Annotated in this window: 27 protein-coding genes and 1 tRNA gene; 19 read left to right on the forward strand and 9 right to left on the reverse strand. The window is 35.8% G+C overall.

Annotated elements, in window-relative coordinates:
• Window positions 1-25: 25 nt before the first annotated feature.
• From B5X55_RS05055 to B5X55_RS05115, 12 genes are all read left to right on the forward strand, one after another.
• A complete protein-coding gene (locus B5X55_RS05055) occupies window positions 26-1,042 on the forward strand; it encodes a DUF3500 domain-containing protein (RefSeq protein ID WP_079511509.1) in 1,017 nt (338 codons plus the stop codon).
• Window positions 1,043-1,145: 103 nt separating this feature from the next.
• Complete coding sequence (locus B5X55_RS05060; RefSeq protein ID WP_079511510.1) at window positions 1,146-2,837, forward strand: GMC oxidoreductase; 1,692 nt, start codon at window positions 1,146-1,148, stop codon at window positions 2,835-2,837.
• Window positions 2,834-3,925, forward strand: a complete 1,092-nt coding sequence (locus B5X55_RS05065) for a Gfo/Idh/MocA family protein (protein ID WP_079511511.1) — start codon at window positions 2,834-2,836, stop codon at window positions 3,923-3,925. The genes B5X55_RS05060 and B5X55_RS05065 overlap by 4 nt, the downstream gene beginning before the upstream one ends.
• Window positions 3,913-4,443 carry a gluconate 2-dehydrogenase subunit 3 family protein gene (locus B5X55_RS05070; RefSeq protein WP_079511512.1) on the forward strand — a complete coding sequence of 177 codons (531 nt, stop codon included), beginning with the start codon at window positions 3,913-3,915 and terminating at the stop codon, window positions 4,441-4,443. Before B5X55_RS05065 ends, B5X55_RS05070 begins: the two co-directional genes overlap by 13 nt.
• Window positions 4,443-5,150, forward strand: a complete 708-nt coding sequence (locus B5X55_RS05075) for a 6-phosphogluconolactonase (protein WP_079511513.1) — start codon at window positions 4,443-4,445, stop codon at window positions 5,148-5,150. The genes B5X55_RS05070 and B5X55_RS05075 overlap by 1 nt, the downstream gene beginning before the upstream one ends.
• A gap of 196 nt (window positions 5,151-5,346) precedes the next feature.
• Window positions 5,347-6,807 (forward strand): YiiX/YebB-like N1pC/P60 family cysteine hydrolase, encoded by a 1,461-nt coding sequence (locus tag B5X55_RS05080; protein ID WP_079511514.1) that lies wholly within the window; start codon window positions 5,347-5,349, stop codon window positions 6,805-6,807.
• A gap of 386 nt (window positions 6,808-7,193) precedes the next feature.
• Window positions 7,194-8,420 (forward strand): site-specific integrase, encoded by a 1,227-nt coding sequence (locus tag B5X55_RS05090; RefSeq protein ID WP_079511516.1) that lies wholly within the window; start codon window positions 7,194-7,196, stop codon window positions 8,418-8,420.
• A gap of 60 nt (window positions 8,421-8,480) precedes the next feature.
• On the forward strand, window positions 8,481-9,731 hold the full coding sequence (locus tag B5X55_RS05095; protein ID WP_079511517.1) for a hypothetical protein: 1,251 nt from the start codon (window positions 8,481-8,483) through the stop codon (window positions 9,729-9,731).
• A 105-nt stretch (window positions 9,732-9,836) separates the two neighbouring features.
• Window positions 9,837-10,187, forward strand: coding sequence for a helix-turn-helix domain-containing protein (locus tag B5X55_RS05100; protein ID WP_079511518.1), 351 nt, complete (start codon window positions 9,837-9,839; stop codon window positions 10,185-10,187).
• On the forward strand, window positions 10,187-10,492 hold the full coding sequence (locus B5X55_RS05105; RefSeq protein ID WP_079511519.1) for a hypothetical protein: 306 nt from the start codon (window positions 10,187-10,189) through the stop codon (window positions 10,490-10,492). The genes B5X55_RS05100 and B5X55_RS05105 overlap by 1 nt, the downstream gene beginning before the upstream one ends.
• A 7-nt stretch (window positions 10,493-10,499) precedes the next feature.
• Entirely contained in the window at window positions 10,500-11,612 is a 1,113-nt protein-coding gene (locus B5X55_RS05110; protein ID WP_079511520.1) for a hypothetical protein, read from the forward strand.
• Between the two features lie 68 nt (window positions 11,613-11,680).
• Window positions 11,681-12,037, forward strand: coding sequence for a hypothetical protein (locus B5X55_RS05115; protein WP_234999670.1), 357 nt, complete (start codon window positions 11,681-11,683; stop codon window positions 12,035-12,037).
• 142 nt (window positions 12,038-12,179) lie between these two features.
• On the opposite strand, the gene B5X55_RS05120 is transcribed toward B5X55_RS05115, so the two are convergent.
• The 5 genes from B5X55_RS05120 to B5X55_RS05140 form a co-directional block, all read right to left on the reverse strand.
• Window positions 12,180-13,424: an FRG domain-containing protein gene (locus B5X55_RS05120; RefSeq protein WP_079511521.1), complete on the reverse strand. Its 1,245-nt coding sequence runs from the start codon at window positions 13,422-13,424 to the stop codon at window positions 12,180-12,182.
• A 93-nt stretch (window positions 13,425-13,517) separates the two neighbouring features.
• Entirely contained in the window at window positions 13,518-14,516 is a 999-nt protein-coding gene (locus B5X55_RS05125) for a hypothetical protein (RefSeq protein ID WP_079511522.1), read from the reverse strand.
• Window positions 14,517-14,737: 221 nt separating this feature from the next.
• Window positions 14,738-15,142: a hypothetical protein gene (locus B5X55_RS05130; protein WP_079511523.1), complete on the reverse strand. Its 405-nt coding sequence runs from the start codon at window positions 15,140-15,142 to the stop codon at window positions 14,738-14,740.
• Window positions 15,143-15,215: 73 nt separating this feature from the next.
• Window positions 15,216-15,713, reverse strand: coding sequence for a tetratricopeptide repeat protein (locus B5X55_RS05135; protein WP_079511524.1), 498 nt, complete (start codon window positions 15,711-15,713; stop codon window positions 15,216-15,218).
• Window positions 15,714-15,827: 114 nt separating this feature from the next.
• Window positions 15,828-16,106: a hypothetical protein gene (locus B5X55_RS05140; RefSeq protein WP_079511525.1), complete on the reverse strand. Its 279-nt coding sequence runs from the start codon at window positions 16,104-16,106 to the stop codon at window positions 15,828-15,830.
• Window positions 16,107-16,251: 145 nt separating this feature from the next.
• On the opposite strand from B5X55_RS05140, the gene B5X55_RS18630 reads away from it, so the two are divergent.
• The 5 genes from B5X55_RS18630 to B5X55_RS05175 all read left to right on the forward strand — a co-directional run bounded on the left by B5X55_RS18630 (window position 16,252) and on the right by B5X55_RS05175 (window position 19,409).
• Window positions 16,252-16,473 carry a hypothetical protein gene (locus tag B5X55_RS18630; RefSeq protein WP_143814408.1) on the forward strand — a complete coding sequence of 74 codons (222 nt, stop codon included), beginning with the start codon at window positions 16,252-16,254 and terminating at the stop codon, window positions 16,471-16,473.
• An 86-nt stretch (window positions 16,474-16,559) separates the two neighbouring features.
• Window positions 16,560-16,796, forward strand: coding sequence for a hypothetical protein (locus tag B5X55_RS05150; protein WP_079511527.1), 237 nt, complete (start codon window positions 16,560-16,562; stop codon window positions 16,794-16,796).
• A gap of 640 nt (window positions 16,797-17,436) precedes the next feature.
• A complete protein-coding gene (locus B5X55_RS05160; protein ID WP_159447526.1) occupies window positions 17,437-17,826 on the forward strand; it encodes a hypothetical protein in 390 nt (129 codons plus the stop codon).
• 478 nt (window positions 17,827-18,304) lie between these two features.
• Window positions 18,305-18,670 (forward strand): hypothetical protein, encoded by a 366-nt coding sequence (locus B5X55_RS05170; protein ID WP_200811587.1) that lies wholly within the window; start codon window positions 18,305-18,307, stop codon window positions 18,668-18,670.
• A 22-nt stretch (window positions 18,671-18,692) separates the two neighbouring features.
• Window positions 18,693-19,409 carry a hypothetical protein gene (locus B5X55_RS05175; protein WP_079511532.1) on the forward strand — a complete coding sequence of 239 codons (717 nt, stop codon included), beginning with the start codon at window positions 18,693-18,695 and terminating at the stop codon, window positions 19,407-19,409.
• Window positions 19,410-19,575: 166 nt separating this feature from the next.
• On the opposite strand, the gene B5X55_RS05180 is transcribed toward B5X55_RS05175, so the two are convergent.
• Both B5X55_RS05180 and mce read right to left on the reverse strand, forming a co-directional pair.
• A tRNA-Ile gene (locus B5X55_RS05180) sits at window positions 19,576-19,649 on the reverse strand.
• 276 nt (window positions 19,650-19,925) lie between these two features.
• Window positions 19,926-20,330 (reverse strand): methylmalonyl-CoA epimerase, encoded by a 405-nt coding sequence (mce, locus tag B5X55_RS05185; protein WP_079511533.1) that lies wholly within the window; start codon window positions 20,328-20,330, stop codon window positions 19,926-19,928.
• Between the two features lie 65 nt (window positions 20,331-20,395).
• Between mce and rbfA the strand changes: the two genes are divergently transcribed.
• Together rbfA and B5X55_RS05195 are read left to right on the forward strand one after the other, a co-directional pair.
• Window positions 20,396-20,788, forward strand: coding sequence for a 30S ribosome-binding factor RbfA (gene rbfA / locus B5X55_RS05190; protein ID WP_079511534.1), 393 nt, complete (start codon window positions 20,396-20,398; stop codon window positions 20,786-20,788).
• A gap of 4 nt (window positions 20,789-20,792) precedes the next feature.
• Window positions 20,793-21,998 carry an ABC transporter permease gene (locus B5X55_RS05195; RefSeq protein ID WP_079511535.1) on the forward strand — a complete coding sequence of 402 codons (1,206 nt, stop codon included), beginning with the start codon at window positions 20,793-20,795 and terminating at the stop codon, window positions 21,996-21,998.
• Here the strand turns inward: B5X55_RS05195 and dusB are convergent.
• Window positions 21,995-22,993: a tRNA dihydrouridine synthase DusB gene (gene dusB / locus B5X55_RS05200; protein WP_079511536.1), complete on the reverse strand. Its 999-nt coding sequence runs from the start codon at window positions 22,991-22,993 to the stop codon at window positions 21,995-21,997. The genes B5X55_RS05195 and dusB overlap by 4 nt on opposite strands.
• A 292-nt stretch (window positions 22,994-23,285) precedes the next feature.
• Window positions 23,286-24,452 (reverse strand): M28 family peptidase, encoded by a 1,167-nt coding sequence (locus tag B5X55_RS05205; protein ID WP_234999671.1) that lies wholly within the window; start codon window positions 24,450-24,452, stop codon window positions 23,286-23,288.
• Window positions 24,453-24,465 lie beyond the last annotated feature (13 nt).

Here is a 24,465-nt window from a genome sequence, read left to right on the forward strand (position 1 = left end):
TCGAACCTTATAAAAAAGCTGAACCATGGTCTTACATCTGAAAAAGAATATCCTTTTATTCGTTGTTGCAATTTTACCGGTATTGGGATTCTCCCAAGATGTAACCATCGTCAACCAATTTATACGTTCAATGACAGATGCTCAGAAAGAGCAAATTGTCTATGAATTCAATGCAGATGACCGAGACGACTGGCACTTTCTACCTTGGAGTTCGTATGAACGACAAGGCCTATCGCTAAAAGAGTTACGTACAGAGCAAAAAGAATTGGTTCATAAACTGCTACGGTCATCATTGAGTGATACCGGCTATAAGCAGACCACAGAAATCATTGGCTTAGAAAACGTACTGGCAGCTAGTTCAGGAGACCCCGTTTACCGTGACCCAGAACGGTATTACGTTTCCATTTACGGTGATCCAACACAAGAAGATGTATGGATGTGGAGTTTTGAAGGGCATCATGTTTCGCTACATTTTACGACCGTTGCAGATGCCGTTTCATACACCCCTAGATTCTTCGGTTCAAACCCTGGAAGAATCATGGAAGGTGAGCGGAAAGGATTTAGCCCTTTGGTAAATGAAGAGGATATGGGCTTGCAACTCATACATATGCTAAGCAGTGAACAACGAAAAATGGCTATTATTAGTAACAAAACCTACAATGATATTATTAGCTTTAATAAACCCGTAGCAGAGAAACCAGCCCCTGAAGGCATATTGGTCAGCAATCTGACTGATGATCAGAAAAAACTTGTAATGGACATTATTTACGAATATGCTTCCACTATCCCTGCCGACCAGGCCATGGCGAGAATAAGTAAAATTCGTAAAGAAGAACTCGTTGAAATGCGGTTTGCATGGGCGGGTGCTACAGAACTTGGAAAAGCACACTACTACCGCATACAGGGCAAAACCTTTATGATCGAATTTGATAACAGCCAAAATAATGCAAACCACATACACACGGTATGGCGTGATTTTGATGGCGATTTTGGAAGGGACTTACTAAAAGAACACTACACCAACCACGAGCATCAGCATTAAGAATTTCTTAGGGCAAGGCTGCAAGGCGGGTATCTCATGAAGTCACTTTGCTTTTAAATTCCCCTAGGTATTGGTTATATTTAAGAAATAGAATCCTTATTAAATGAATACAACGTACGATGCCATCGTTATTGGGTCCGGCATTTCTGGTGGATGGGCCGCTAAAGTATTGTGTGAAAACGGTCTTAAAACCTGTGTTGTAGAACGGGGAAGAAATGTAGAACACAAAAAAGATTACCCTACTGCTCACCTGCAACCGTGGGATTTTCCCCATGGCGGTATGATGACCAATACCTTCAAAGAAGAGAATCCATTGATTTCTAAAGCGGCAGGTTTTGGCGAAGACACCGCTCACTTTTTTATTAAAGATAAGGATCAGCCTTATGTACAAGAAAAGCCTTTCGATTGGATCCGTGGCTATCAAGTAGGTGGAAAATCGTTAACATGGGGTAGGGCGTGCCAACGGTGGAGCCAATCGGAATTCGAATCTCCTTCCAAATATAAGTATGGTATTGAATGGCCTGTAGATTATACCGAAATGGCCCCTTGGTATTATATGGTTGAAGACTTTATTGGGGTCTGTGGAAATAAAGATGGGTTAGCCTCTATGCCCGATGGGGAGTTCTTGCCCCCATTTGAAATGAATTGTGTGGAACAGCACATGAGTAAGACCATAGCAGACAACTATCCAGATAGGCACTTGGTACATGGACGATGGGCGCACTTAACCGAGCCTAAAGAACACCATTTAGCATTAGGTAGGGGAAAATGCCAATCTAGAAATCTTTGTATGAGAGGATGCCCTTTTGGTGCCTATTTTAGCAGCAATTCTAGCACATTACCCGCAGCAAAAAAAACAGAAAACCTAACCATTCTTTCCGATGCAGTGGTGGTTAAAATCATATATGACGACGATAAAAAAAAGGCAACAAGTATTGAGTATATAGATACGACTACAGGAGAGCGCCAAGAATTAAAAGCCAGTATCGTTTTTGTGAATGCCTCGGCACTGAATTCAAATCTTATCCTATTAAACTCTACCTCAGATCGGTTTCCAAATGGCCTAGGAAATGATCATGATATTCTTGGGCGCTTTATTGGTTTTCATAATTACCGCGGATGGACTTCGGGCAAGTTTGAAGGTTTTAAAGACACGTATGTTTATGGTAGAAATCCTTCGGAGCTAATTTTAGCCAATTATAGAAACGTATACAAACATGATATGCCCTTTGTTGGGGGATATACTATTTTCAGTGGCGCATCACGACCAAGAAATCAAGAGGCTCCAGAAAATGGACCTGGTATTGGAGCGGCCTACAAAGAAGGTCTTCGTCTTCCGGGAGATTGGCAGGCGTATATGTATATGCAGGGCGAAACGATTCCGAAAGCATCAAACAGGGTGTATTTATCAAAGACAGAGAAAGATCCCTGGGGAATTCCACAACTCGTAACAGATGTGAATTATGACGATAACGACGAATTGATGGTGCAAGACTTTTTAACCGAAAGTAAAGCGATGTTTGAAACCATGGGCTGTACAGATATTGAACAAAACGATTCTAAACAGGCCCCTGGCCTTGATATACACGAAATGGGAGGGTGCAGAATGGGAACCGACCCAAAAACATCTATGCTCAATGAGCATAACCAACTGCATCTGTGCAAGAATGTATTTGTCACTGATGGTGCATGTATGACGAGCACGGGAAACCAAAGTCCGTCATTACTTTATATGGCATTAACCGCAAGAGCTGCAACCTACGCCGCCGAACAATTAAAAGCACAACAACTATGAAAATCACACAACACAAACAGGTAGGCGTTGGTATCATAGGGTCTCAATTTATCGCGAATATTCATGCCGAAGCACTAAAAACAGTAGCCGATGCAGTGATCGTTGCCGTAATGTCTCCCAACGAAGCGCATGTAAAAACCTTTGCAGAACAACACCAGATTCCGAATTGGTTTACTGATATAGATGCCTTTTTAGCCCTAGACGATATTGATATGGTTATTCTTGGTGCACCCAACTATTTACATTGTGAAATAGCAGTAAAAATTGCCAAAGCAAAAAAGCATGTCGTCGTAGAAAAACCCCTTTGCCTAAACCTAGAGGAGGCAGATCTTATGATCGAAACCTGTAAAGAAAATAAGGTGAAATTGATGTATGCAGAAGAATTGTGTTTTACACCTAAATATGTGCGATTAAAAGCGCTATTAGATGAAGGCGCTTTAGGGTATCCGGTACTTTTTAAACAGTCTGAAAAGCACGATGGTCCTCACGCAGACCATTTTTATGATGTTGAAAAATCAGGGGGTGGGGTTATGATGGATATGGGATGCCATGCCATTCAATTCTTCAGATGGTTAAACCCAAACGCTTCTATTGTTTCGGTCTATGCACAAATGCAAACCTCTGTGCATAAAGACAAAACTATAGGAGATGACAATAGCGTACTCATCTTAGAATTTAGCAATGGGGTAACCGCCATTGCAGAAGAAAGCTGGATTAAAAAGGGAGGTATGGATGATAAAGCAGAAATTCATGGAAGTGAAGGAGTCGCCTATGCCGATGTGCTACAAGGAAATTCCATATTAACCTATAGTGAAAAAGGAATTGGCTATGCCGTGGAGAAAGCAGGGAATACAAAAGGCTGGAGTTTTACCATGTATGAAGAACTGTGGAACTATGGATTTCCACAAGAGATGGCACACTTTGTAGACTGTGTAAAAAATGACCGAACTCCCCTAGTTACCGGTGAGGATGGTAAGGCCGTTTTAGAGGTTCTTTTCGCAGCATATGCTTCGGCAGGAGAAGGGAAAAAAATCAAGTTGCCTTTTAAAACCGACGCCAAAAAACCGTACTTATTATGGAAAAAATAAATCGCCGAAATGCTTTAGGGGTAGTAGCCCGATGGTCTGCCGCAAGTTTTATCCCCTTTTCTTGGCTTCTTGAGGGGTGTGCAGAAGATAGTAATCCCTCTTTATTAAACCACGAATATCAGTCGCTTCTAGCTGTTATCGTTGAAATTATATTACCCGAAACACCTAGCTCTCCTGGAGCAAAAGAGGCCAACGTGCAGCATTTTATAGGGCTCATAGTAGAAGACTGTTATGAACTCGAAAGAAAAGACCGCATCATTATTGGACTAAACCAATTATTGAGCAGTGGGTTTTTAGACCTCACCGCAGAAAAACAATACGATATCATTGCCCAATTAGACGAGGAGGTAAATTCGACAACCAGTACAACCCCTTCTTATTTTAAGGATATTAAGTCGCTTACGCAATGGGGGTATTTTTCATCTAAAATTGGCATCATGCAAGGGTTACGATACAACCCTATACCCGGATCATATAAAGGCTGCGTTCCTTATACTAATGAAATAGCCTGGTATTAATGAACAAACATCAATGTAAAGACTATAAGGAAGTAAGCAAAACGGCTGCCGATTGGTTCATTCAAAAGGTCAAAAAAAACCCTGTAAGTAAAATTGGTATTGCCACCGGAAATTCTCCTTTGGAAATGTATCGCAACATCGCAAAGACAGCAAGCCAGTATACTACTGCTCTTTCTTTGTTTCAATTGGATGAATGGGTGGGATTATCTGAACAGCAACATAGTTGTAGAAGTTTCATTGAAAAAGAGGTGAGAATTCCTTGGGGAATACCCGTTGAAAAAACACATTACTTTTCTCCTTCTTTACATCTTACTGATAAAATTCAAGCAGAGAACGCCGTGGCTTCGATGCAAAAAAAACTTGATGAGAAAGGTCCGCTAGATATCCTCATTTTAGGAATGGGGAAAAACGGACATTTGGGGTTTATAGAGCCCAGTGAAAAATGGCCTCACAATACGTGTTATGTTTCTGAATTGGCAGCATCAACCCAAAATCATACGATGATTCTCTCTGAGCAAACTCCCCCAACGATTGGCGTAACTTTAGGTATAAAATCCATTTTAGAAGCAAAAGAAATTCTATTTATAGTTACCGGAACGGGGAAAACAGCAGCGTATACTAAATGGCTAACAAAGGAAATTACCCCAAGCCTACCAGCAAGTATTTTATGGAAACACCCCAAGGTTACGTTGGTAACAGACTTGTGATTCTATTAATTGATGACTGATTAAAATGACCAAAAAAAATAGTCAGGAAGAGAATTCGGGTCTTGTAAAATCGTAATACTTAGTGCCCTTATATTGCAACCCTAAGCTACAGGGCTCTTACTTTCTTGGTGAAAAATAAACTTACCTATGAGCACAATTGATTACTACATTATATTTATCCTATCTTAATGCATATATGAAGAAATTTTTAAGAATTTTATTGATCCTTGTGGGCCTCTATTTGTTACTTCTTATCCCACTGCCGCAATATGAACATGAACTACAAAAGCCATCACAGACTCCTTTTGTTTGGGGTCAAGATACCCTTTGGGAATCGTTGGAAACGAATTTTATGCGCGCGAAAGCAATGCCTTCCGTAACGTTAGATTCCATTGTACAACATTTAACTATTGAAGCAGATAGTATTCTAGCGATCTATGAAGATAAAAAGTTACTACCTGAAGATGATTATTATGGATTGGTTGAGCGTAAGTTTTTCCAACTTGCTCCACTTATTGCTGCTCAGGAAAACAAAACACATTGGTATATCAATTTTTATAACCGAGTACGGAAAAAGTTGAAGTTCGATTCCCGTTTTTGGGATATGACCAATGCCCATTCCCGTAATACCTCTTACCGTATTTTATATGGTATGAGAGCTACAGTGGAGGAAATATTATTACAATCTAATGAGGATCAGTTTGTCTCAACAATGATTGTTTCAGACGAACCTTCAATTACCCCGCACGCAGATATTCTTGGCATCAAAGTACATAGTGGTGATTTGCTCGTAAGCCGAGGTGGAGCTGAGGTTTCCGCTTTTATTTCAAGAGGTAATGATTATCCGGGAAATTTTTCACATGTAGCATTGGTACATATTGATTCCAAGACCAATAAGCCCTATTTTATTGAGGCCCATATTGAAAAAGGAGTGGCCATAGCCACATTAGATGAGTATTTAAGTGATAAAAAGCTGCGGTTTATGGTAATGAGACCTCGGGCAGATTTGGCTCAAATGATGGCTAATCCTATGCTTCCGCATGAAGCGTCCTTGTTTATTTCTAAGGAATCTAAAACCAGGCATATACCTTATGATTTTAAAATGGACTACTACGATGCCTCGGCAATGTTCTGTTCGGAAGTTGGATCATATGCCTATAAAAAATTTGGGGTTGATTTATGGGAGTTTGAATCTACCATCTCTTCAAACGGAATTATTGATTGGCTAAACAATTTTGGTGTTGAAAATTTCGTGACCCAAATGCCATCTGATCTTGAATATGACCCCATGCTTAGTGTTGTAGGTGAATGGAGGAATAGGGATGTGCTTTTTCAGGATCATTTAGACAATGCCGTAATGGATGCTTTGATCAGCCGTGCAAATAAAGGTGAAAAACTAGATTATAATATTTGGATGTTACCTGTAGCAAGAGTTGTTAAGGGATATTCATTTTTTCTCAATACCATAGGAAAAGAAGGAATTATTCCAGAAGGAATGGGAGCCGTTACCGCATTGAAAAATACTGATTTCGTAGACCGATTTAATAAATGCAAATTAATTACAGTAACAAAAACTAAAGCTTTTGAAAAAGAAAATAACTATTTACCTCCTTACTGGCAAATGGTTAGAATGGCAGAAAGTAGTATGTTGAAGTAAAATTCTTTGAACCGTACGTTCCAGAGTTATGATTCTCAATTCTATTTTCTAAATCTTCATGGCGTGCCCCAACATAGAATTTATTGAGCGAACTACTGTGTAGAATGCAGGTGTGTGATGACAAGGCTGTACATAAAAAAACCCTTCAATTTCTTGAAGGGTTTACCTCTAAAGGAAGTGGTCCCACCTGGACTCGAACCAGGGACCACCTGATTATGAGTCATACCCCGCACACAAAACAAACAAATACAAAACTACTATCAAAAGCCCATAAAAGTTATAAATCAGTGATTTACGAATAGCTTTGTTTATAAATAACTTCTGTTTGTTTTGTGTTATTGTGTTACATTTGTGTAACAATTGTGTCACAATCTAAAGTTTAGGGTATGAAAAAAGCAGATGCAGCCATTTATTTGGACGAGAACAGACCAAAACAGAACGGGAAGTGTTCCGTCAAAATCAGGGTAACCTTTGACCGAAAAAGAAAATACTTTGCAACTGGAATTGATTTGACCAAAGACAGTTTTGAGCAGATATTCTTTGGCAAACGATTAAAGCCTGACCAAAAGGAAATTAAAACTAAAGTTGATTATTTCGAGAGAAAGGCAATTAATGTAATCAACAATCTTAATGTTTTTTCTTTTGATGCTTTTATAGAACACTTCCTAGATCAACGAAATACCGCAAACAGCGTTTCTTTCGCCTTTGATAAATACATAGACAGTTTAAAACTTGAAAATAGAATAGGTACAGCCGTAAGTTACGGTTGTGCAAAAAATAGTATTGAGAAATTTAAGAATGATTTGACCTTCGCCGAGGTTACCCCGTCTTTTTTGAAGAAGTACGAAAACTGGATGCTGACAAATGGTAACAGCAAAACAACCGTAGGTATTTACATAAGAAGCCTAAGGGCCATCTATAATTTACAAAATATAGATAAGAGCGTTTACCCCTTTGGAAATGGCAAAAATAAATACACTATTCCCACTAGTAAGAATACTAAAAAAGCCTTGACAGTTGAAGAAATAGCAAAAATTTACAACTATGAAGCAGAACCAAAAAGCAGTAAGGAAATGGCAAAAGATTATTGGCTGTTCCTTTATCTATGTAATGGTATGAATGTAAAAGATTTTTGTTTATTGAAATGGGAAAACATAGACGGTAATATGTTTAGCTATAAAAGGGCTAAAACGGAACGAAGCCAAAAGCAAAGCAAACGAATTTCGGTCGCATTAAAGCCTGAGACATTGGACATTATCAAGAAATGGGGCTTACCCTCTTTAGATAAAAATGCGTTTATATTTCCGCATCTCAACACCAAAATGAACGCTGAACAAAAAAGAGCAAAGTACAAACAACTTACCAAGCTAATAAACAAGTACATGAAGCGGATAGCCACCGAAACAGGCATTGATAAAAACGTTACCACGTACTTTGCTCGACATAGCTTTGCAACCGTCTTAAAGCGTTCAGGGGTTAAAATTGAAATGATTAGCGAATTACTGGGGCATAGTTCCGTTGATGTAACAGAAAGTTATTTAGACAGCTTTGAGAACGAACAAATACAAAATGAAACGGACGTTTTGACCGCAGGATTTAAAAAAGCTAACTAAAAAAAACTTTTTTTAGAAGTTCACATTTTTCACGGTTTTCACGAATAGAATAAAAGACAAATGATTACACCGAAAATAAAAGCCCTGTTTCAATTTATTGAATACCTACATTCAAATATTGATAATTTCAACCAGTATAACGGTTTAATACAAGAACTGGAGCAGCTAGACATAGAACGCAACCAATTAAAGCCCGAAAACAACTACAAAGACAAATTACAATACAATAAAGTACAGGCTGAACTTGAAAGCAAATTTAAAATCTTGCAGAACAGTACAGCCGACTTAATAAAAGCTAAATCAAAAAAGCTGAATGTTTGCAATTTTGATAACGAGCCGAATTACTCTTTTAATGGAATTGAAACCGAAATACGCCAGTTAAAAGAGAATTTCAGTCAAAAAGATTTATCCAAAATATTTAAGTATAAAAGCCTATACCTTGAATATAGAAGCCAAACACATGGTACGTTTTTATCCTTACAGCTTTTCTTTAACGACTTAGACAGAACCGTTAAAAGCCTATTCGATTACTTCAAAGACACAGAGCAGGACGAATTTGAACCTTTTGAAACCAAAGCAATACAAGTAAATAGTATTGCAGAAGCTATACAAGGGTTTAAGCAAGGGCAAACTAAATTTATTGTTCCTACGCCTATGAATGAATCTAAAGCAAGAATATTAAACAACCTTGCATGCTTTAATTTTTTCCAAATCTATTTTGATACTGATACAGGAAAGGTTAAAAACAACAAAAGTATTTTAACACCTGAAAACTGGGAGCAGCACAAAGAAAAGTTCTTTACTCAAAGAATAGCAACTTATAAAGACAGTTATACCCTTCCGGAAAAGATAAAGTTAGAGCTTTCAGCACTTGAAAAATTACCTCAAGACAATGTGGACTATGAAATTTTAAAAGCCCGTTACAAGGCTTATTTGGAGCAAGAAAATGCCTTACCACCTCAACCAATAGACGAGAACCAAAACAGAACAAAAAGGGTAATTGCAGAAACTTTTGAAAATATGGATAAAAAAGGTTGGCAATACGCCTTTGCTAATGAACAGGATTACAACCTGTTTACCGATTTACTAACTAACTTTTTTGAATACAATGACTATTCAATACCTGAAAAAGCAATACAGCTTAAAAGAGGTTGTAAAACAAAACTTGCAAAAGCTTTAGGCGAAATACACAAAGAGTTAAGCAATGAAAACAAGCTAACAAACGACACTGAATACTTTAAACTTATCGGGGCTTTAAGCCACTTTGAAAGAGAAAATCAAAATGATTTATACAAAGCCTTAACACGATAAAACCAACCAAAAACAAAGAAACAAAGAACCCCGTAAATACCACCTTTTTACCCGTAAATACCGTACCGATCATTGCAAAAGAAATATTAAAAATCTTTTGTAATTATGGAACAAAATTTAACATTCGACCAGTTGCCCAAAGCGGTAACAATGCTAACAAAAGAAGTTAGCGACCTCAAACGCCTGTTAATTGAAAAACAGGTACAAACACCCACCGAACAGCCCGAACAGCTCTTAACAGTTCAGGAAGCTGCACAATTTCTAAACCTTACAGTACCTACCATTTACAGCAAGGTAAGTAAAGGCGAATTACCTGTAATGAAACGAAGCAAACGCCTGTACTTTTCAAATATAGAACTTATCGATTACCTAAAAGAGGGGCGCAAAAAATCAAACGCTGAAATAGTGCAAGAAGCAGAAGCCTATTTGTCTAACAATAAAAAAAGGCTGCAATAATGGATAACCAAAATAACAGCCAAAATTCGTTTGAGAGCGAACAAGGCAAAAATACAAAAAAGGCATATGCTAAAAGACTATTTGACATACTATTTAAGCAGTCTCAAAGCCGAAGAATGGCCGCTACTGAATTAGGTTATGCAGACCAAACCTACATGGTTACACAATTAATATCGGACTGGATTAAACAAGGAAAAGCCGCTGTTGTCGGTCACATAAAGTGTAATAGATCCAATCGTTGGGTTGAAGCTGTAACTACAAACCCAGAACTATTCCCAAAGTCGAATCAATTGGAGTTGTTTTAGTAGGAATATGAAACAGGGAAAAGTACATATTTCCCTGTTTTTTGGTGCTAATGACTTCAATAACCAAAAAGAAAAAATTATGCTCGATTGGTTGCAGTTTTGGATTACAGACCATAAGGAGGTCTTACGCTTGTGGGATAATCCTTTGTTGTATTTTAAAGAAAATCACAAGAAAAGAAATGACAGAACTGGAGAAATCTTCAACAAACAAACAAAGGAATTTAAAGGCATTACTTTCCGTTTAGAGCCACATTGGCCAAAGAACGAAAAAGAGGGCAATAAACGTATTGTAATAGGCTTTAAGCCACATTATTGGTTTAATAACAACAAACACAATGCAAATGATTTTACGCTATCAAATAGTATGCAAATCATTCTAGGGTTTATAGGGCTATTTGAAATAGAAAACCTTCGTAATTATCAGGTGAACAACTTAGAATATGGCGTTAATTTCATAATAAACGGTTATAGCAAAGAATTGATAACTTTTAACTCATACCATTCGAGAAAGCAGTTTATACAAGACGATTTACGCTACAGCAAGAAAGCGATTAATTTTAACCCGAAAACAGGTAAGGTCGACACTTACTTGAAGGTGAAATTATATTCAAAAGGGTTTCAATTTCCAAATTACTGCGATAATAGGACGCTTCGGTTTGAGATAAGTACCAAAAAATCAAAAAAGATAAATGCACTGGGCATCTATAATATTGGTGACCTGTTAAAAGAGGATGTCTATTTTGCAATGAAAAAAGATTTATTGACTGCGGCAAAAAATGTATTGATAATCAATCCTACTCCAATACTAAAGCAACTTAATAAAAGGGAAGAGAACCTATTGCAGAAATACTCCAATGATAGATTTTGGTACAATGCCATAAATCAAAAACGACCCAATGCCTTTAATGAAAAAAAGCAAACATACTTTCGATACTTAGACCAAATAGGTCAAAACATCAGCAAAGATTTTTATAATGCAATTGATAACAAATTACAATTACTTTTCAAGCAAAACGGTAATGAATCCCCAGGATTCCTAAATAACGAAAACGGTAACTATTCCCACTTAGTTAATGTGGGAATAGTTACCGATAAGACAATGATAAATTACACCGTATAAAAAACTTAAATATGAGTGTATTTTATAGCTAGAATTTTAAATAATTAAAACAATATTAATTTTGAAATATGGATGGTAGAAAATTTAACGGCGGTCATTCGACCAAGGGTTATGCGGGGAGAAAACCCAAGGCAGATGAGGATAGGATAAGGACTTTGTCAATAAACTCTTTAGAATCGATATTTGGAAGTGAAGAAAAGGCGTTCGAGCATATTGCAACGAAGGCAAAAGACAGTTTTCCACATCTTAAATTGTTGTTGGAGTATGCCTATGGGAAACCGAAAGAAAGTGTAGAACTAGAAACCCCGATTGAGCAGCCCTTATTTACGGACACCCCTTTTCCACTAGAAAGACTATCATCTGAAACTTTAACGGAATTAATATCAGTGTATAAAGAAATGGGTATTGATTCTCCGATAAAATAACGCTCTTATGTATCTAGGTCCAATGAAATGAATAGATCATGTTGTGAACTGTAAAAAAATAAATTCAAAATTTGATTATCTTAAGAGCTGATGTGTTTTTTCATTAACTCTTTATTTTCGGAACAGCTTTTTTATGTCTTTTCTATTTAGTAGTAGCTCTTTTACAATCTTCATAAATATGCAATGTATTCAAATCGGAATCGGGATAAATAAATTCCCTCGTAACTCCGTCTTTTTCAAGTTTAGCTAAAATGTAAGGCGCCAGCTCTTTATTGATGTTGTAACAACCGCTAAATCGGTAATCTTCTGGTTCACTTTTGCTCCGAGATTCGTTATACAATTCATTACCTTTTATTTCAAGAGGTTTTGAAACATCGGCATTCCAAATGAAAACTCCTTTTTGATTCTTGATATTACCACTATTTGTAAGTGAAAAAATAAGATGAGAATCTGATTCGCTGTCACTAAAATAAGTTACTGGAATATTGACTAGGTTTTCTATTCTTGTCAATTGCTTTATAAGACCTGAACCTTTTATTCTGTTTGTGTCAAAAAAGCTTCGTTCCTCAAAAAGTTCTTTCATTTTTTTGAAATCATCCTCATCAACAGCGAGTTTTTCCATAAAAGCTAACTTCAATTCAGTCCCAAGTCGGTTCAAACTATCATCCAGTATTTTTCTCATACCACCTTGTCCAAAATCTTTTTCTTGAATATAATAAACACTAAAATAGTTGTCAATTTCTTTCATTCCAACATTAGACTCAATATTGTCGGTTCCAAAAAAAAGTGAATTTTGAAAACTATAAGTCCAATCTAATAATGGAGTAGGTGTCTCGTGATGTTGTAAAAATCCAAGAATAGCAATTTCATTTATTGCGTCCATATGATTTTCCTCTAAAATTTCTTCCATTTTATCTTGGTATTTTGCTTTTCCAGCTTTAACCATTTTTTGTAGAAAATCTAAATAATTATTTTCCGTTTCGTACAGTTTATGCCAAATCCAAAATCTTTGTAATTTGCTATAAAGCCTCCATCGCGATTCTCTTTGACCTCTAAAAAGCATATGATTTACCCCCTTTAGGAGTTCATAAACTTTATCGAACTCCTCTTCCTTGTCAATTTGTATTTGGTCAAAATAATTACTTTTTTGGAGGAAAGACTCGTATTCTGATATTTGACTTTCTGAAAAATAAGGTGGTGTAATATGATTACCAAGAATTGATGACATAAATGCATTTAGTCTTGTCGTAACTGTATTTAGGTCGTTTTTATTAAAATTGATTAAGTCCTCAAGTAATTGATTGTCCCGAATTGATTGTAATCCACCATTTCGAAGAAATTCGTTTGTCAGTTGAATTTTTAAATCAAGGTTAGAAACTTTACTCATAGTTGTTTTTCAGTTTACAAATAATGGTTTATCTATAAGCAGCAGAGTCCTGTAGGTCGCTATTGCCCATAGGTTTTGTTGAGCATAGGGTTTTTATTCAAAGTATTCATTGTTGAACATTTTAAACCTGTCCTTATCAGTTGTGAAATGAAATTCACCATATTGCCAATATTGAATGCCGATTTGCCCCTCTGGTCTTCTTGGTAGGTGATCCGAGTATAACCAACGGGCAACATTTGTAGTGTCTAACTCAACCACAATTCCATTAACTCCTAATTCATAGCATTCTTGATATGAACTATGATTTGGGCTAGGAAATGTTCCTTTAAACTCCTTATTATAACGTGGTAAAAATGTTTGAATCAATGCAGCTTCTGTAAAATTTATTTTTTGGTCTTCAGAGAATTTCGAGCCACTTGGATTCATAAAGTCGGCAAAACGTTGAATATTCTCCTCTTGATTCTCAGTAGGCATAATGATTTTTCCATTCATTGCCCCAAATCTCTGTTCTTCGAAATGAGCAAGCATTAACCAAATCTCAGAATCAGGGTTTCTTTGCATTGCTTCTGAATAAATTTTTTGGAGCGTAGAATGAGAACCTAATCTATCTATCGCCGTGCGCTTACCATCAGTCCCAAAAGCTTGTCCAACATAAAGCACTTTATAATCTAGTAAAGGCTCAGATTTAGAATTTTTTGAATGTATGATGTCAAGTATAGCAGCTAGTTTGAAGTTTGCATTTATTTTACCGTTGTCTGTAATTTTAAATGTGTCATACGGATATTCACACATCAACATAAAGTTTTTGGAATCAGAAGGTTTCCCTATTCTAAACAGCCTCTCGTGTTTCTCATCCTGAACATGTATGTAGTATTTGAACTCAAAAAAATCTTGATCTTGAACGAAGTAGTCTTTGTCTAGTGAAAGTCTTGGTCTTTTCAAAATAAAATAAAGATGACATGGAGTATCTTCCGTAAAGACTTTTTGAGTTTTAGCAAATAATTCCAATTCTGTTTGTTGCAAGAATTGGTACTTGTTTAAATACATTCCTATAGAATATTCAGAATCGTATTTAAAATGCTTCTTTTTCATTTAAGTAATGTCCAACAATTGTATAAGCGCACTATTACGCACATTCCCCATCAATAAATACTTATCTAAAAAAATAATAGATATTTCTGCAAGTAGTTCTTCAAATTAAGTGTTTCAACATTTAACAACGTTCAATCTAGACTGTAATTATAAAACGCATTTTAATTTTTTTTAATACTGTATCCCAATATCAAATCTTAAATTTTATAAAAAATTTCAAATTAGTTTATAGGTATTATTCCCCTATTCTTTGATTTCATTGACCATTGAGCCTGCCAAAGCCTACCATCAATTTGATCCACTAAAATAAAATTGTATGTGTTTTGAGTAGGGTACAAAGTGAATCTGCCATTATCTTCAAATTCTTCTAGTACTAATGGAAATTCATTTAAAAATGTTTCAAATCTATTATCACCCCCTACATCAAATTGAACTTGCCACATCTGTCCATTACGAGTGTTTAACTTAATAAATGTCCACATGTTTTCAGTAGGGAATAACCTATAAACAACATTGTCAACTATTACACTATCATTAGAAATAAGCTTTAGGGTATTGGGTAGATTTATAGCATAGGTTGTTGAAAAGAAACATAAGCAAGCAATGAGGGCAAAATAATTTTTCATAATGTACTAATCTTAAAATTAGAAACCACGAACATAATTGATATTAGTAGGGAATGTATTGTACCTGTATTATTTATTTATTTATTAAAGAATCTACTTTTTCAAGTCTAGACCGGTACTTATTGACTAAATATGGATTATAAATCCACCAACCATTATCTCCAAGAACTTTTTCAAATTTTTCATGTGCGTTGAGTATTTCTTGTTTTTTAGATTCACTGTTCGCTTTACCCAATGCCATTTGTAATCTCATTTCATTTTCTTTAGAAAATACTTCTATTGCGATTTTAATCACCCTGCCTTCATTTACGTAGTCCTTTCTTTTTCTATACAAAATCATTAATCTATCGTATGCATGAGTTGCTGCACCTCTTACTTTTATATTCTGTTCGTAAATTTCTATTGCGCCATCAATATCTCCCTTCTTTTCTAAATCAATTCCACTATTATTACTAGACGCTATGTTTTCCAATTTAACTTGAACTATCTCATTTTTCTTTTTAATTGTTTCAAGTTTATCTTTAATCGATTTTTCATCTATTGACTTTTTATTCTTAAAAAATCCGAACATTTTATTTATTATTCTTTAGTAGGTAAAATATAGCATACAAAGAAATCATTTGTTCTACTTAATTCACCTTGATTAGACTAGTGTATTTTCAAGACTAAATTAATTAATCCTTTTTTAATGTTCCTCTTTTCGGTCTATTTCCCAATTTTTGGAAGGAATACCCCAATAACCCAGAACAGGCATAATAAATAAAGTAACCTTTGAGGGGTATTTGTAATAAAGGTTAATATCCTTTGTGTCGACTTCAAATTCTACAAAGAAGCCATCCATCCCTAAAGGTTTTTGCTCTATTCCTTGGTCTTTTAAAGCACACTCATATCTTTCCTTTCCAACTTCTTTTAAAAGTTGACGAACTGCAATCTTATCATAATTTCTAAACACAACTTTGGACATTGTCCAAAATTATGGTTATAATCCAACTTATTTTAGTGTTGTTAATAAATTAAATTTAAAACTAGAATCATATAACAAGCACATACAAACAGGCAGAATATTCAAAAAAAAAAGAAGAATAAGCAATGTTTTGTATTTTTCAAGTATGCGAATAATAGTTTTACTTATCCTATTGACTGGCTGCATCAATCAAAACCTAGAATTGCAAAAAGAGAATATGCGGTTAAAAGATGAGGTCAACACCATACGACAACAAGCCAATACTTTACGCAATGAAGCCGAAGCACTAACCAATGAAGTGGATAGCCTTAAAACTGAATTATTCAAATGTGATATGATGTTAGAATCTTTTGAAGGAACTCGGTAGAATGTTGAATTAAATAAATTAATAGACCTTACGGTTTACCGTAAACAATATTATTTTTATTTAAGGATATTGCAAAGTAAAAATACATGGGTATTTACGATTTTAACATATTATCCGACCATTACAAATATGACATAGCATTCACCAAAGGTAAGTTTGTGGATACCGTTACAAAGGGGAAAATAAAGTATTCCCTTTATGCCGTTTCAATGTTCTGGGTCGAGGTTACCTATAATGCAAAGGATAACAAGATTAAAGGGATAAAAAGTTTTGTAGGTGGTGAAACCTTGGACAAGTACAGTAATATTCCTAAGGAGATTTGATTTGTTCAATTCAGATAAGTATGATAATTATCATATTTATTCCAGCACATTAAAAATACATTACTCTCGTTAATTTCTATATTAACCAAACTAAACGAGAATGAAAAAAATACTATTAGCATTGGTATTATTGGTGGCGACATTGGGTTGCTCGAAAAGCGGTGATGAGGATTGTAGTTGTGAGAACATCAGGGGTTATAAGATTTGCGTAGGTAATGATTGGGGGTGGGACTTGGACGAATACAGGGAACTAGCAAGCGACAAGGAACTGACATTGATGCAGCAAAGGAGCCCTTGTAACTGAGATTATGAAAAAGACATGGATGAACCTAGAAAAATCAAAACTCAGTTCGATAATAAACTTATTCTTGATTTTGTTGTATAGGTCGAAAAAGAAAATGATGTGGATTTCTGGGAAATGACCCAAACCCACCGAAAGACACAAAACATTGAATAAATAAAAGCCCATAACAAAGAAGTGTATAGTTAATGGCGGCTTTATGCTAAAATTCAAGGTTAAGCATTTAACAAATTTTGTGCTTAACCGAAAGTTTAGGGCTTCATAATCCGCCACTAACCATACACAGACCGTTGGCGTGAATTACACAAAATATAGCTAATCAATTTAAAATAAAATGTTATGAAAATGCAGTTCAATATGCTTAGACAAACAATCATCTTATTAACACCAATTGCATTAATGATTTTAATTGGTTGTGGCCAACAAGAAGAATCAAAAAATAAAACCCCAGAGGTGTCAACCCAACCAACAGAAATTAAAGTAGACTCGAGTAAAATTTATAAACAAGAAGCAATTCAACTATTGGACGAGGTTAATAATGCGGTGCGAAAAGGAATAATGGGTGAGGTTTCTCAAAAAGCGACTAATGAAGAAATTAACCCAAAAATGAAAGAATATATTCAGCTCATGACAAAGATGTCGCCACTTGATACTATGGATGTTCATAATTATAGAGTACAAGAAATAAATAAAATAATTGACATACAAATTGAACAAAGTCCACGTTAATTGAAGCCACAACAGCTAACATGCGTTTTGCGTCAGTGTGGCATTCGTACAAGGCTCAACATTTACTTTCTATGAACATTCTACCAACCTCAAACATCAGTACATTCTATTTTACACCGAACGCAAGGCACAAATCCGTTGTGTGCAATTGGGTCAGATTCGTGAACAGTGAAGTCAAAGACGAAAAAAAGTAATGACAGTTTAATTATGAATTTTGTGACGTAAAAGGTAATTTAATTTAAATTTTATAGGAATATGATTTATGTTGTAATCTGGATTGGCTTAGGGATTGTTGGAGCAATGATAGCCAATAGTAAAGGTAATAGTGGTTGTGCGGGATTTGTTCTGGGTATACTTCTTGGACCCATTGGACTTTTAATTACATTTTTTTCATCGGATGATGACAATGTAAAACGACAAAGAACAGGCGACACAAAAAAATGTCCTTTTTGTGCAGAGTATGTAAAATTTGATGCAAATGTTTGTAAACATTGTGGTCGGACATTGGGAGGTGACTCAAATTTTAATATTGAGAACTTTAGAAGGTAACTTAACAAACACCAAACAACAAGCGACTGGTGATTCTTACGTTACCAAACAATCTGTTATGGGAATATACGATTTCAATATACTATCAGACCATGATAAATACGACACCGTTTTTACCAAAGGTCGATTTGTAGATAGTGTCAAAGAAGGAAGGATAACATATGTACTTTATTCTCTATCTTATTTTTGGGTTGAGGTAATGTATGATAGACCAACTAACAAAATTTTGGAAATAGGGAGTTTTGTAAGTGGTAAGACTTTGGATAGGTATATTAACATTCCCAATAAAATTTAAATTAATCTTTACAAAAGTATTTATGAATTATTCAGAGCACGCATTTTGGTCAATCTTAAATGAAAATAAAAAATATCTATTAGAAGAGAATGATTCAAGTAATGGTCATGAATATGCTTTAAGATTAGCATACCAATTGTCAACATTTGAAACAAAACACTGTCAGGAATTTTTTTCTATTCTTTTACAAAAATTTAATTCGCTTTTCTCAGCAAAACATATTGAAGTATTCCAATTATATTTTCTTGCTGAACGTTTTTTTCTTAATGAAAGCCATTATATGCTAGGTTTCGATGATAGTATTAAAAATAAGGAAAGTCTTTACGATTGGGTTTTTATTAATAAATACCGTGCTTTTAGATGGACTCTAATAGCAGAAGGTCAAGAATTTTACAATAAATTTCTTAATGACCCATATTCACTTATAGAACTTAAAGAAATTATAGAATATCCCATACTTGATTCTATTTTTAGGACTAAGGATTTAGTTGATTTTTATAAAGATTTAGACTTTGAACATTTCAACACTGGTACAATTTTAGGGAGAGGTTCTTTGTCAATTGTAGAAAAACATCGTACAATGAGAAATATCACCTACGATGGGCATGAAGAAACATTTGACGATATGATTAATAATTTAAAAGATTTTACCGAGTTAGCATGGGTTCCTAATACTCTAACAAAATTCAATGATGACGATAGAAATTTTATTGAAAAAAGATTAGCTCAGATAAAATAACTTATCGAATACCAACATTTTCATCTATTTAAATATGAATAAAAGTTGTGTAATAAAACTCGGCGGTTAATATTTCAAATGATCTTTAAAAACCACTTTGCGTTACAATTGTGTTACAATAGAAATAAAAAAAGGGTTACATTTCTGTAACCCTTTGAAAACTAAGTGGTCCCACCTGGACTCGAACCAGGGACCACCTGATTATGAGTCAGGTGCTCTAACCAGCTGAGCTATAGGACCGGTTATAATTCAATACTTGAAGCTCTGTAAACTCTTGTTTCGATTAAAATCGATAGAGACTGGCGCTCAAACCAGTTACAAAACCCGCGAATTGCGGATGCAATATTACTACTTATTTTTAACTGACACAAGATTTTTATGCATAGTTGTAGAATAGTTTACTTGCTTATCACTAGTGTTTCATTGACAGTTTAGGTCATGCCTAAATAATCATTCTCGCCCATAAGAAACTTCGACTGCGCTCAGTATGACAGCTGGCTATAAAATTATCAAACCTTACTCTCGAATTTCTTGGCACAACTCTACCAATACCCCATTTGCAGTCTTTGGATGAATGAAGGCCACCCATTTATTATCAGCCCCTTTTTTAGGCTTTTCATTCAGCAATGTAAATCCTTCTGATTTTAGTCGTGCCATTTCTGCAACAATATCATCCACCTCAAAAGCTACATGATGTATGCCCTCACCTTTCTTTTCTAAAAATTTGGCAATAGGTCCGGTTGGGTCTGTTGATGCCAGTAATTCAATCTTATTAGGTCCGTTTTGAAAGAAGGAAGTATTCACCCCTTCTGAAGCAACTTCTTCTTGTTTATAGGGTGCGACTCCCAATAATTTCTCGAAAAGCACATTGGAATCTTCCATGTTTTTCACCGCTATACCTAAATGTTCTATCTTTTTCATGCCTTATTTGCTTCAGAGTGCATCACATAGGGGTTAAGATACATTTTAATATGTATTTTTGCAGTATGGAAACGCAAAGACAACGTAAAATAGCTGGGGTCATTCAAAAAGATATTGTAGACATTCTACAAAAAGCTGCCATTGATGGCGGACTTCGTAATACCCTTATATCTGTGTCTAAAGTTGCAGTGACCACAGATTTATCTATCGCGAAAATTTACCTAAGTATTTTTCCGAACGATAAGGCAGCTGAATTGATGGAGGGTATTAAATCGAACCAGCCATTAATTAAGCATGAACTTTCGCAACGTACCAGAAACCAATTGCGTAGGGTGCCAGAATTACTGTTCTATTTAGACGATTCGTTAGATTATATCGAGAATATAGAAAAGTCTTTAAAACGCGAGGAAAACCCTATTGAGAACAGAGATTTGTTACCTAAGCGTAAAAAGTCCTAATCGGTTGAATTTTCCTCTCTATATCGCCAAAAGGTATGTACGTTCAAAAAGTACCCAGAACGCGGTTAACATCATTAATTTTATCACCTTTTTAGTTATTGTTATTGGTTCTGCAGCACTGTTTATTGTGCTTTCGGCCTTCGCCGGATTAAAAACCTTTAGCCTTTCGTTTACCGAATCTTTTGACCCACAATTAAAAGCTTTACCTGTAGCCGGAAAGACGTTTACCTTATCCCCCGAACAAGAACAACGTTTACATGCTGTAGAAGGACTAGCTTTTTATTCCAAAGAACTAGAGGAAAAGGTTTCCTTAGAACACCAAGGTAAAAATCATATTGCCTACATAAAAGGTATAGATAGTAATTATACCAAAGTCACCGCAGTAGATAGCACACTTTACATGGGCGATTGGACGGTTAATGATACACAGGTAGTATCAGGTTTGGGTATTGCAAATATTCTTGGTGTAACCATCAATCAGTTTAGAAGTCCCATGCAGATATATGCGTTTAAGCCTGGTAAAGGTTCTATATCGCAACAAAGTATTTCATCACTTTACAATCAAATTCCTATGGTCATTGGTGGTGTATACGCCGTAGAAGCCGATTTGGATAATAAATACGTATTTGCAGATTTACGATTAACGCAGGCATTGTTAGAAAAAGACTCGCTACAGATTTCAGGTATAAATTTTAAAATGGACGACGGGGTTGAGCCTAGTACAGTTCGTTCAGAAATTCAGGCAATTTTAGGTTCGGGTGTTGAATTAAAGAACAGGCAGCAACTAAACAGTACACTTTATAAAATGTTGAATACCGAGAACGTTGCTACGTATCTCATTTTTACCCTCGTGCTTATTATTGCCCTTTTTAATGTGGTCGGCGCAATTATCATGATGATTTTAGATAAGCAGCAGAACTCAAAAACACTTTATAGCCTAGGTACGACTATAAAAGAATTACGCCGTATTTACTTCGTACAAGGAGTTTTGGTTACAGGTTTTGGCGGATTAATTGGTGTGCTTATTGGTGTGCTTATCGTATGGTCACAACTTGCTTTTGGTTGGTTAAAAATAACCCCTTCTCTAGCTTACCCTGTAAAATTTGAATTCATCAATATTGCTATTGTTCTTGCTACAATTATTGTGTTGGGCATTATTGCTTCTAAAATTGCAAGCAGCCGTATCAACAAGAAATTGATTGAACTTTAAGCCAAGGTAAAATTATGATCTCCAAATTTTTCCATTACCTCATCAAAGGCTGCGAAAACTGATGCAGAATCATCGCTAGTAACCATTTTCATGCGATACTCTTTAAAATTCGGAATACCCTTAAAGTAATTGGTATAATGTCTACGAGTTTCGAAAACACCTAAAATTTCACCTTTCCAATCAATCGACATCTGTAAATGACGACGGGCAGCATCTACACGCTCCTCCATCGTTGGTGGTGCCAAATGAGTGCCTGTTTCAAAAAAGTGTTTTATCTCTCTAAATATCCAAGGGTAGCCGATACTTGCACGGCCAATCATAGCACCATCCAAGCCGAATTCATCTCGCATTTTTAGGGCTGCTTCTGGCGTATCTACATCACCGTTACCAAATACAGGAATATGCATTCTTGGGTTGTTCTTTACCTCTCTAATTGGATTCCAATCGGCGTTGCCCTTATACATTTGCGCTCTTGTACGCCCATGAATGGATATTGCCTTACACCCTACATCTTGTAAGCGTTCTGCAACCTCAACTATTCGTATAGAATCATCATCCCAACCCAAGCGGGTCTTTACAGTGATAGGTAATTTGGTGTGTTCGACCATAGCCTTGGTCAATGTAACCATTAAATCGATGTCTTTCAATATTCCTGCACCTGCACCTTTAGAAACTACTTTTTTCACCGGACAACCAAAATTGATATCGATAATATCTGGTTTTGATTTCTCTACAATCGCTACAGACTGTAACATACTTTCTAAATTAGCGCCAAAAATTTGAATGCCTACTGGGCGTTCTTTCTCATAAATATCAAGTTTCATAATGCTTTTTGCAGCATCACGAATCAATCCTTCAGAAGATATAAATTCGGTATACACTACATCGGCGCCTAGCTCTTTACAAAGGGCGCGAAATGGTGGGTCGCTCACATCTTCCATAGGTGCTAAAAGCAACGGAAAATCAGGCAGTTGTATGTCTCCTATTTTGGGCACTGGCTTCTTTTAATTTTGGGATGCAAAGTTATATAAAAATTCGAGACGGTAAATGAGAACAACTTTGCGAACAACGATAACAAAATGTTTAAGGTTTCAATGTTGTTTAAAGGGCTGAAAAAATCTGTAAGAACGAGGGAACCTTTAGTTAGCAGATTGCTTCGTTGCCTTTGGTTCTTGTGCTTAGATTTTAAATTTTGAACAAGGCTCATCACAAAGACGTTTTCTTATGGTATTCGACTAAGCCTGGTTGCTAAACATCGTTAAACTATTTGCTTGCAATGACGTGTTTCTAGAATGTGATTTCAGCGTTTATTTTTTCGCCTTTACGGTCTACAATAACTTTTGTGGTGTTTCCTTTTTCAAAACTAGAAAGTGCGCGCATATAACTCATCATATCTGTTACAAGACTATCGCCTAATTGAATAACAACATCCCCTTTTTGGAGGCCTGCCATTGCTGCTGGTCTATCGTCTGTGATGCCGTCGATACGCATTCCTTTTCCATCAAAAAGATAATCGGGCATAACACCCAATGCAACTTTAAACATCGGCACTTCTTCGCTCTCATTTTTAGTTTTCCGAAATGCCAATTTAGAACTGTTATTCAGCTCCAGAATTACAGCTTCTATATATTCTTGAATCTGTCGCATGCCTTGATAATTTAACTTATCTGAATCATCACTGGGCTTATGGTAATCTTCATGTTGGCCGCTAAAAAAATGTAGTACAGGAATATTCTGAAGATAAAAGGAAGTGTGGTCAGATGGCCCTACACCAGATTCACCCAACACCAATTTAAAATCGGTGTTCGTAGCATTCAATACTTGATTCCAAATTGGGCTGGTGCCTGTTCCTGTAATAGACAATGTTTTGTTTTCCCGTAACCTGCCAACCATATCCAAATTCAACATATAATTGACTTTTGACAAATCGATGGTCGCATTTTTGGTAAAATAGTTAGAGCCCAACAAACCCATTTCCTCTCCCGAAAAAGCTATAAATAGAAAGTTATTTTCTTGATAGTCTTCTTTTTGTACCTCTAAAGCCAATTGAAGAAGAATTGCAACGCCACTGGCATTATCATCTGCTCCATTGTGAACAGCCTCACCTTCGGTATATAAAGAGCCTGAACCGCCCATTCCCAAGTGGTCATAATGTGCCCCTATGACTATGGTTTTATCCGCATTATTATCCAAAAATCCAATGACATTGGTGCCTGTAATAGTACTATCTCCATTTACAAATTGCACTTGGCCATGCGGGTCTATTTTAGAAGTAAACGTAAAGGTTTGAAAATAGGTGCCTAGATTTCCCTTTGGCGATAAGCCTATGTCTTGAAAACGTTGTTGAATATATTCTGCGGCAACTTCTTCTCCTGGGCTTCCGGTTTCCCTACCCTTTAATATATCATTTGCTAAAAAAGCAACATCATCCTCAATACTTAATGGAGGTTTCATATCTTGTTTACAT

It is taken from the genome of Maribacter arcticus, assembly GCF_900167935.1.
GTDB lineage: Bacteria > Bacteroidota > Bacteroidia > Flavobacteriales > Flavobacteriaceae > Maribacter > Maribacter arcticus.

Excerpts from the sequence above, each read along its gene's own strand:
- B5X55_RS05055 (WP_079511509.1), top strand. The coding sequence starts at position 26 with ATGGTCTTACATCTGAAAAAGAATATCCTTTTATTCGTTGTTGCAATT.
- B5X55_RS05060 (WP_079511510.1), top strand. The coding sequence starts at position 1,146 with ATGAATACAACGTACGATGCCATCGTTATTGGGTCCGGCATTTCTGGT.
- B5X55_RS05065 (WP_079511511.1), top strand. The coding sequence starts at position 2,834 with ATGAAAATCACACAACACAAACAGGTAGGCGTTGGTATCATAGGGTCT.
- B5X55_RS05070 (WP_079511512.1), top strand. The coding sequence starts at position 3,913 with ATGGAAAAAATAAATCGCCGAAATGCTTTAGGGGTAGTAGCCCGATGG.
- B5X55_RS05075 (WP_079511513.1), top strand. The coding sequence starts at position 4,443 with ATGAACAAACATCAATGTAAAGACTATAAGGAAGTAAGCAAAACGGCT.
- B5X55_RS05080 (WP_079511514.1), top strand. The coding sequence starts at position 5,347 with ATGAAGAAATTTTTAAGAATTTTATTGATCCTTGTGGGCCTCTATTTG.
- B5X55_RS05090 (WP_079511516.1), top strand. The coding sequence starts at position 7,194 with ATGAAAAAAGCAGATGCAGCCATTTATTTGGACGAGAACAGACCAAAA.
- B5X55_RS05095 (WP_079511517.1), top strand. The coding sequence starts at position 8,481 with ATGATTACACCGAAAATAAAAGCCCTGTTTCAATTTATTGAATACCTA.
- B5X55_RS05100 (WP_079511518.1), top strand. The coding sequence starts at position 9,837 with ATGGAACAAAATTTAACATTCGACCAGTTGCCCAAAGCGGTAACAATG.
- B5X55_RS05105 (WP_079511519.1), top strand. The coding sequence starts at position 10,187 with ATGGATAACCAAAATAACAGCCAAAATTCGTTTGAGAGCGAACAAGGC.
- B5X55_RS05110 (WP_079511520.1), top strand. The coding sequence starts at position 10,500 with ATGAAACAGGGAAAAGTACATATTTCCCTGTTTTTTGGTGCTAATGAC.
- B5X55_RS05115 (WP_234999670.1), top strand. The coding sequence starts at position 11,681 with ATGGATGGTAGAAAATTTAACGGCGGTCATTCGACCAAGGGTTATGCG.
- B5X55_RS05120 (WP_079511521.1), bottom strand. The coding sequence starts at position 13,424 with ATGAGTAAAGTTTCTAACCTTGATTTAAAAATTCAACTGACAAACGAA.
- B5X55_RS05125 (WP_079511522.1), bottom strand. The coding sequence starts at position 14,516 with ATGAAAAAGAAGCATTTTAAATACGATTCTGAATATTCTATAGGAATG.
- B5X55_RS05130 (WP_079511523.1), bottom strand. The coding sequence starts at position 15,142 with ATGAAAAATTATTTTGCCCTCATTGCTTGCTTATGTTTCTTTTCAACA.
- B5X55_RS05135 (WP_079511524.1), bottom strand. The coding sequence starts at position 15,713 with ATGTTCGGATTTTTTAAGAATAAAAAGTCAATAGATGAAAAATCGATT.
- B5X55_RS05140 (WP_079511525.1), bottom strand. The coding sequence starts at position 16,106 with ATGTCCAAAGTTGTGTTTAGAAATTATGATAAGATTGCAGTTCGTCAA.
- B5X55_RS18630 (WP_143814408.1), top strand. The coding sequence starts at position 16,252 with ATGCGAATAATAGTTTTACTTATCCTATTGACTGGCTGCATCAATCAA.
- B5X55_RS05150 (WP_079511527.1), top strand. The coding sequence starts at position 16,560 with ATGGGTATTTACGATTTTAACATATTATCCGACCATTACAAATATGAC.
- B5X55_RS05160 (WP_159447526.1), top strand. The coding sequence starts at position 17,437 with ATGAAAATGCAGTTCAATATGCTTAGACAAACAATCATCTTATTAACA.
- B5X55_RS05170 (WP_200811587.1), top strand. The coding sequence starts at position 18,305 with ATGTTTGTAAACATTGTGGTCGGACATTGGGAGGTGACTCAAATTTTA.
- B5X55_RS05175 (WP_079511532.1), top strand. The coding sequence starts at position 18,693 with ATGAATTATTCAGAGCACGCATTTTGGTCAATCTTAAATGAAAATAAA.
- mce (WP_079511533.1), bottom strand. The coding sequence starts at position 20,330 with ATGAAAAAGATAGAACATTTAGGTATAGCGGTGAAAAACATGGAAGAT.
- rbfA (WP_079511534.1), top strand. The coding sequence starts at position 20,396 with ATGGAAACGCAAAGACAACGTAAAATAGCTGGGGTCATTCAAAAAGAT.
- B5X55_RS05205 (WP_234999671.1), bottom strand. The coding sequence starts at position 24,452 with ATGAAACCTCCATTAAGTATTGAGGATGATGTTGCTTTTTTAGCAAAT.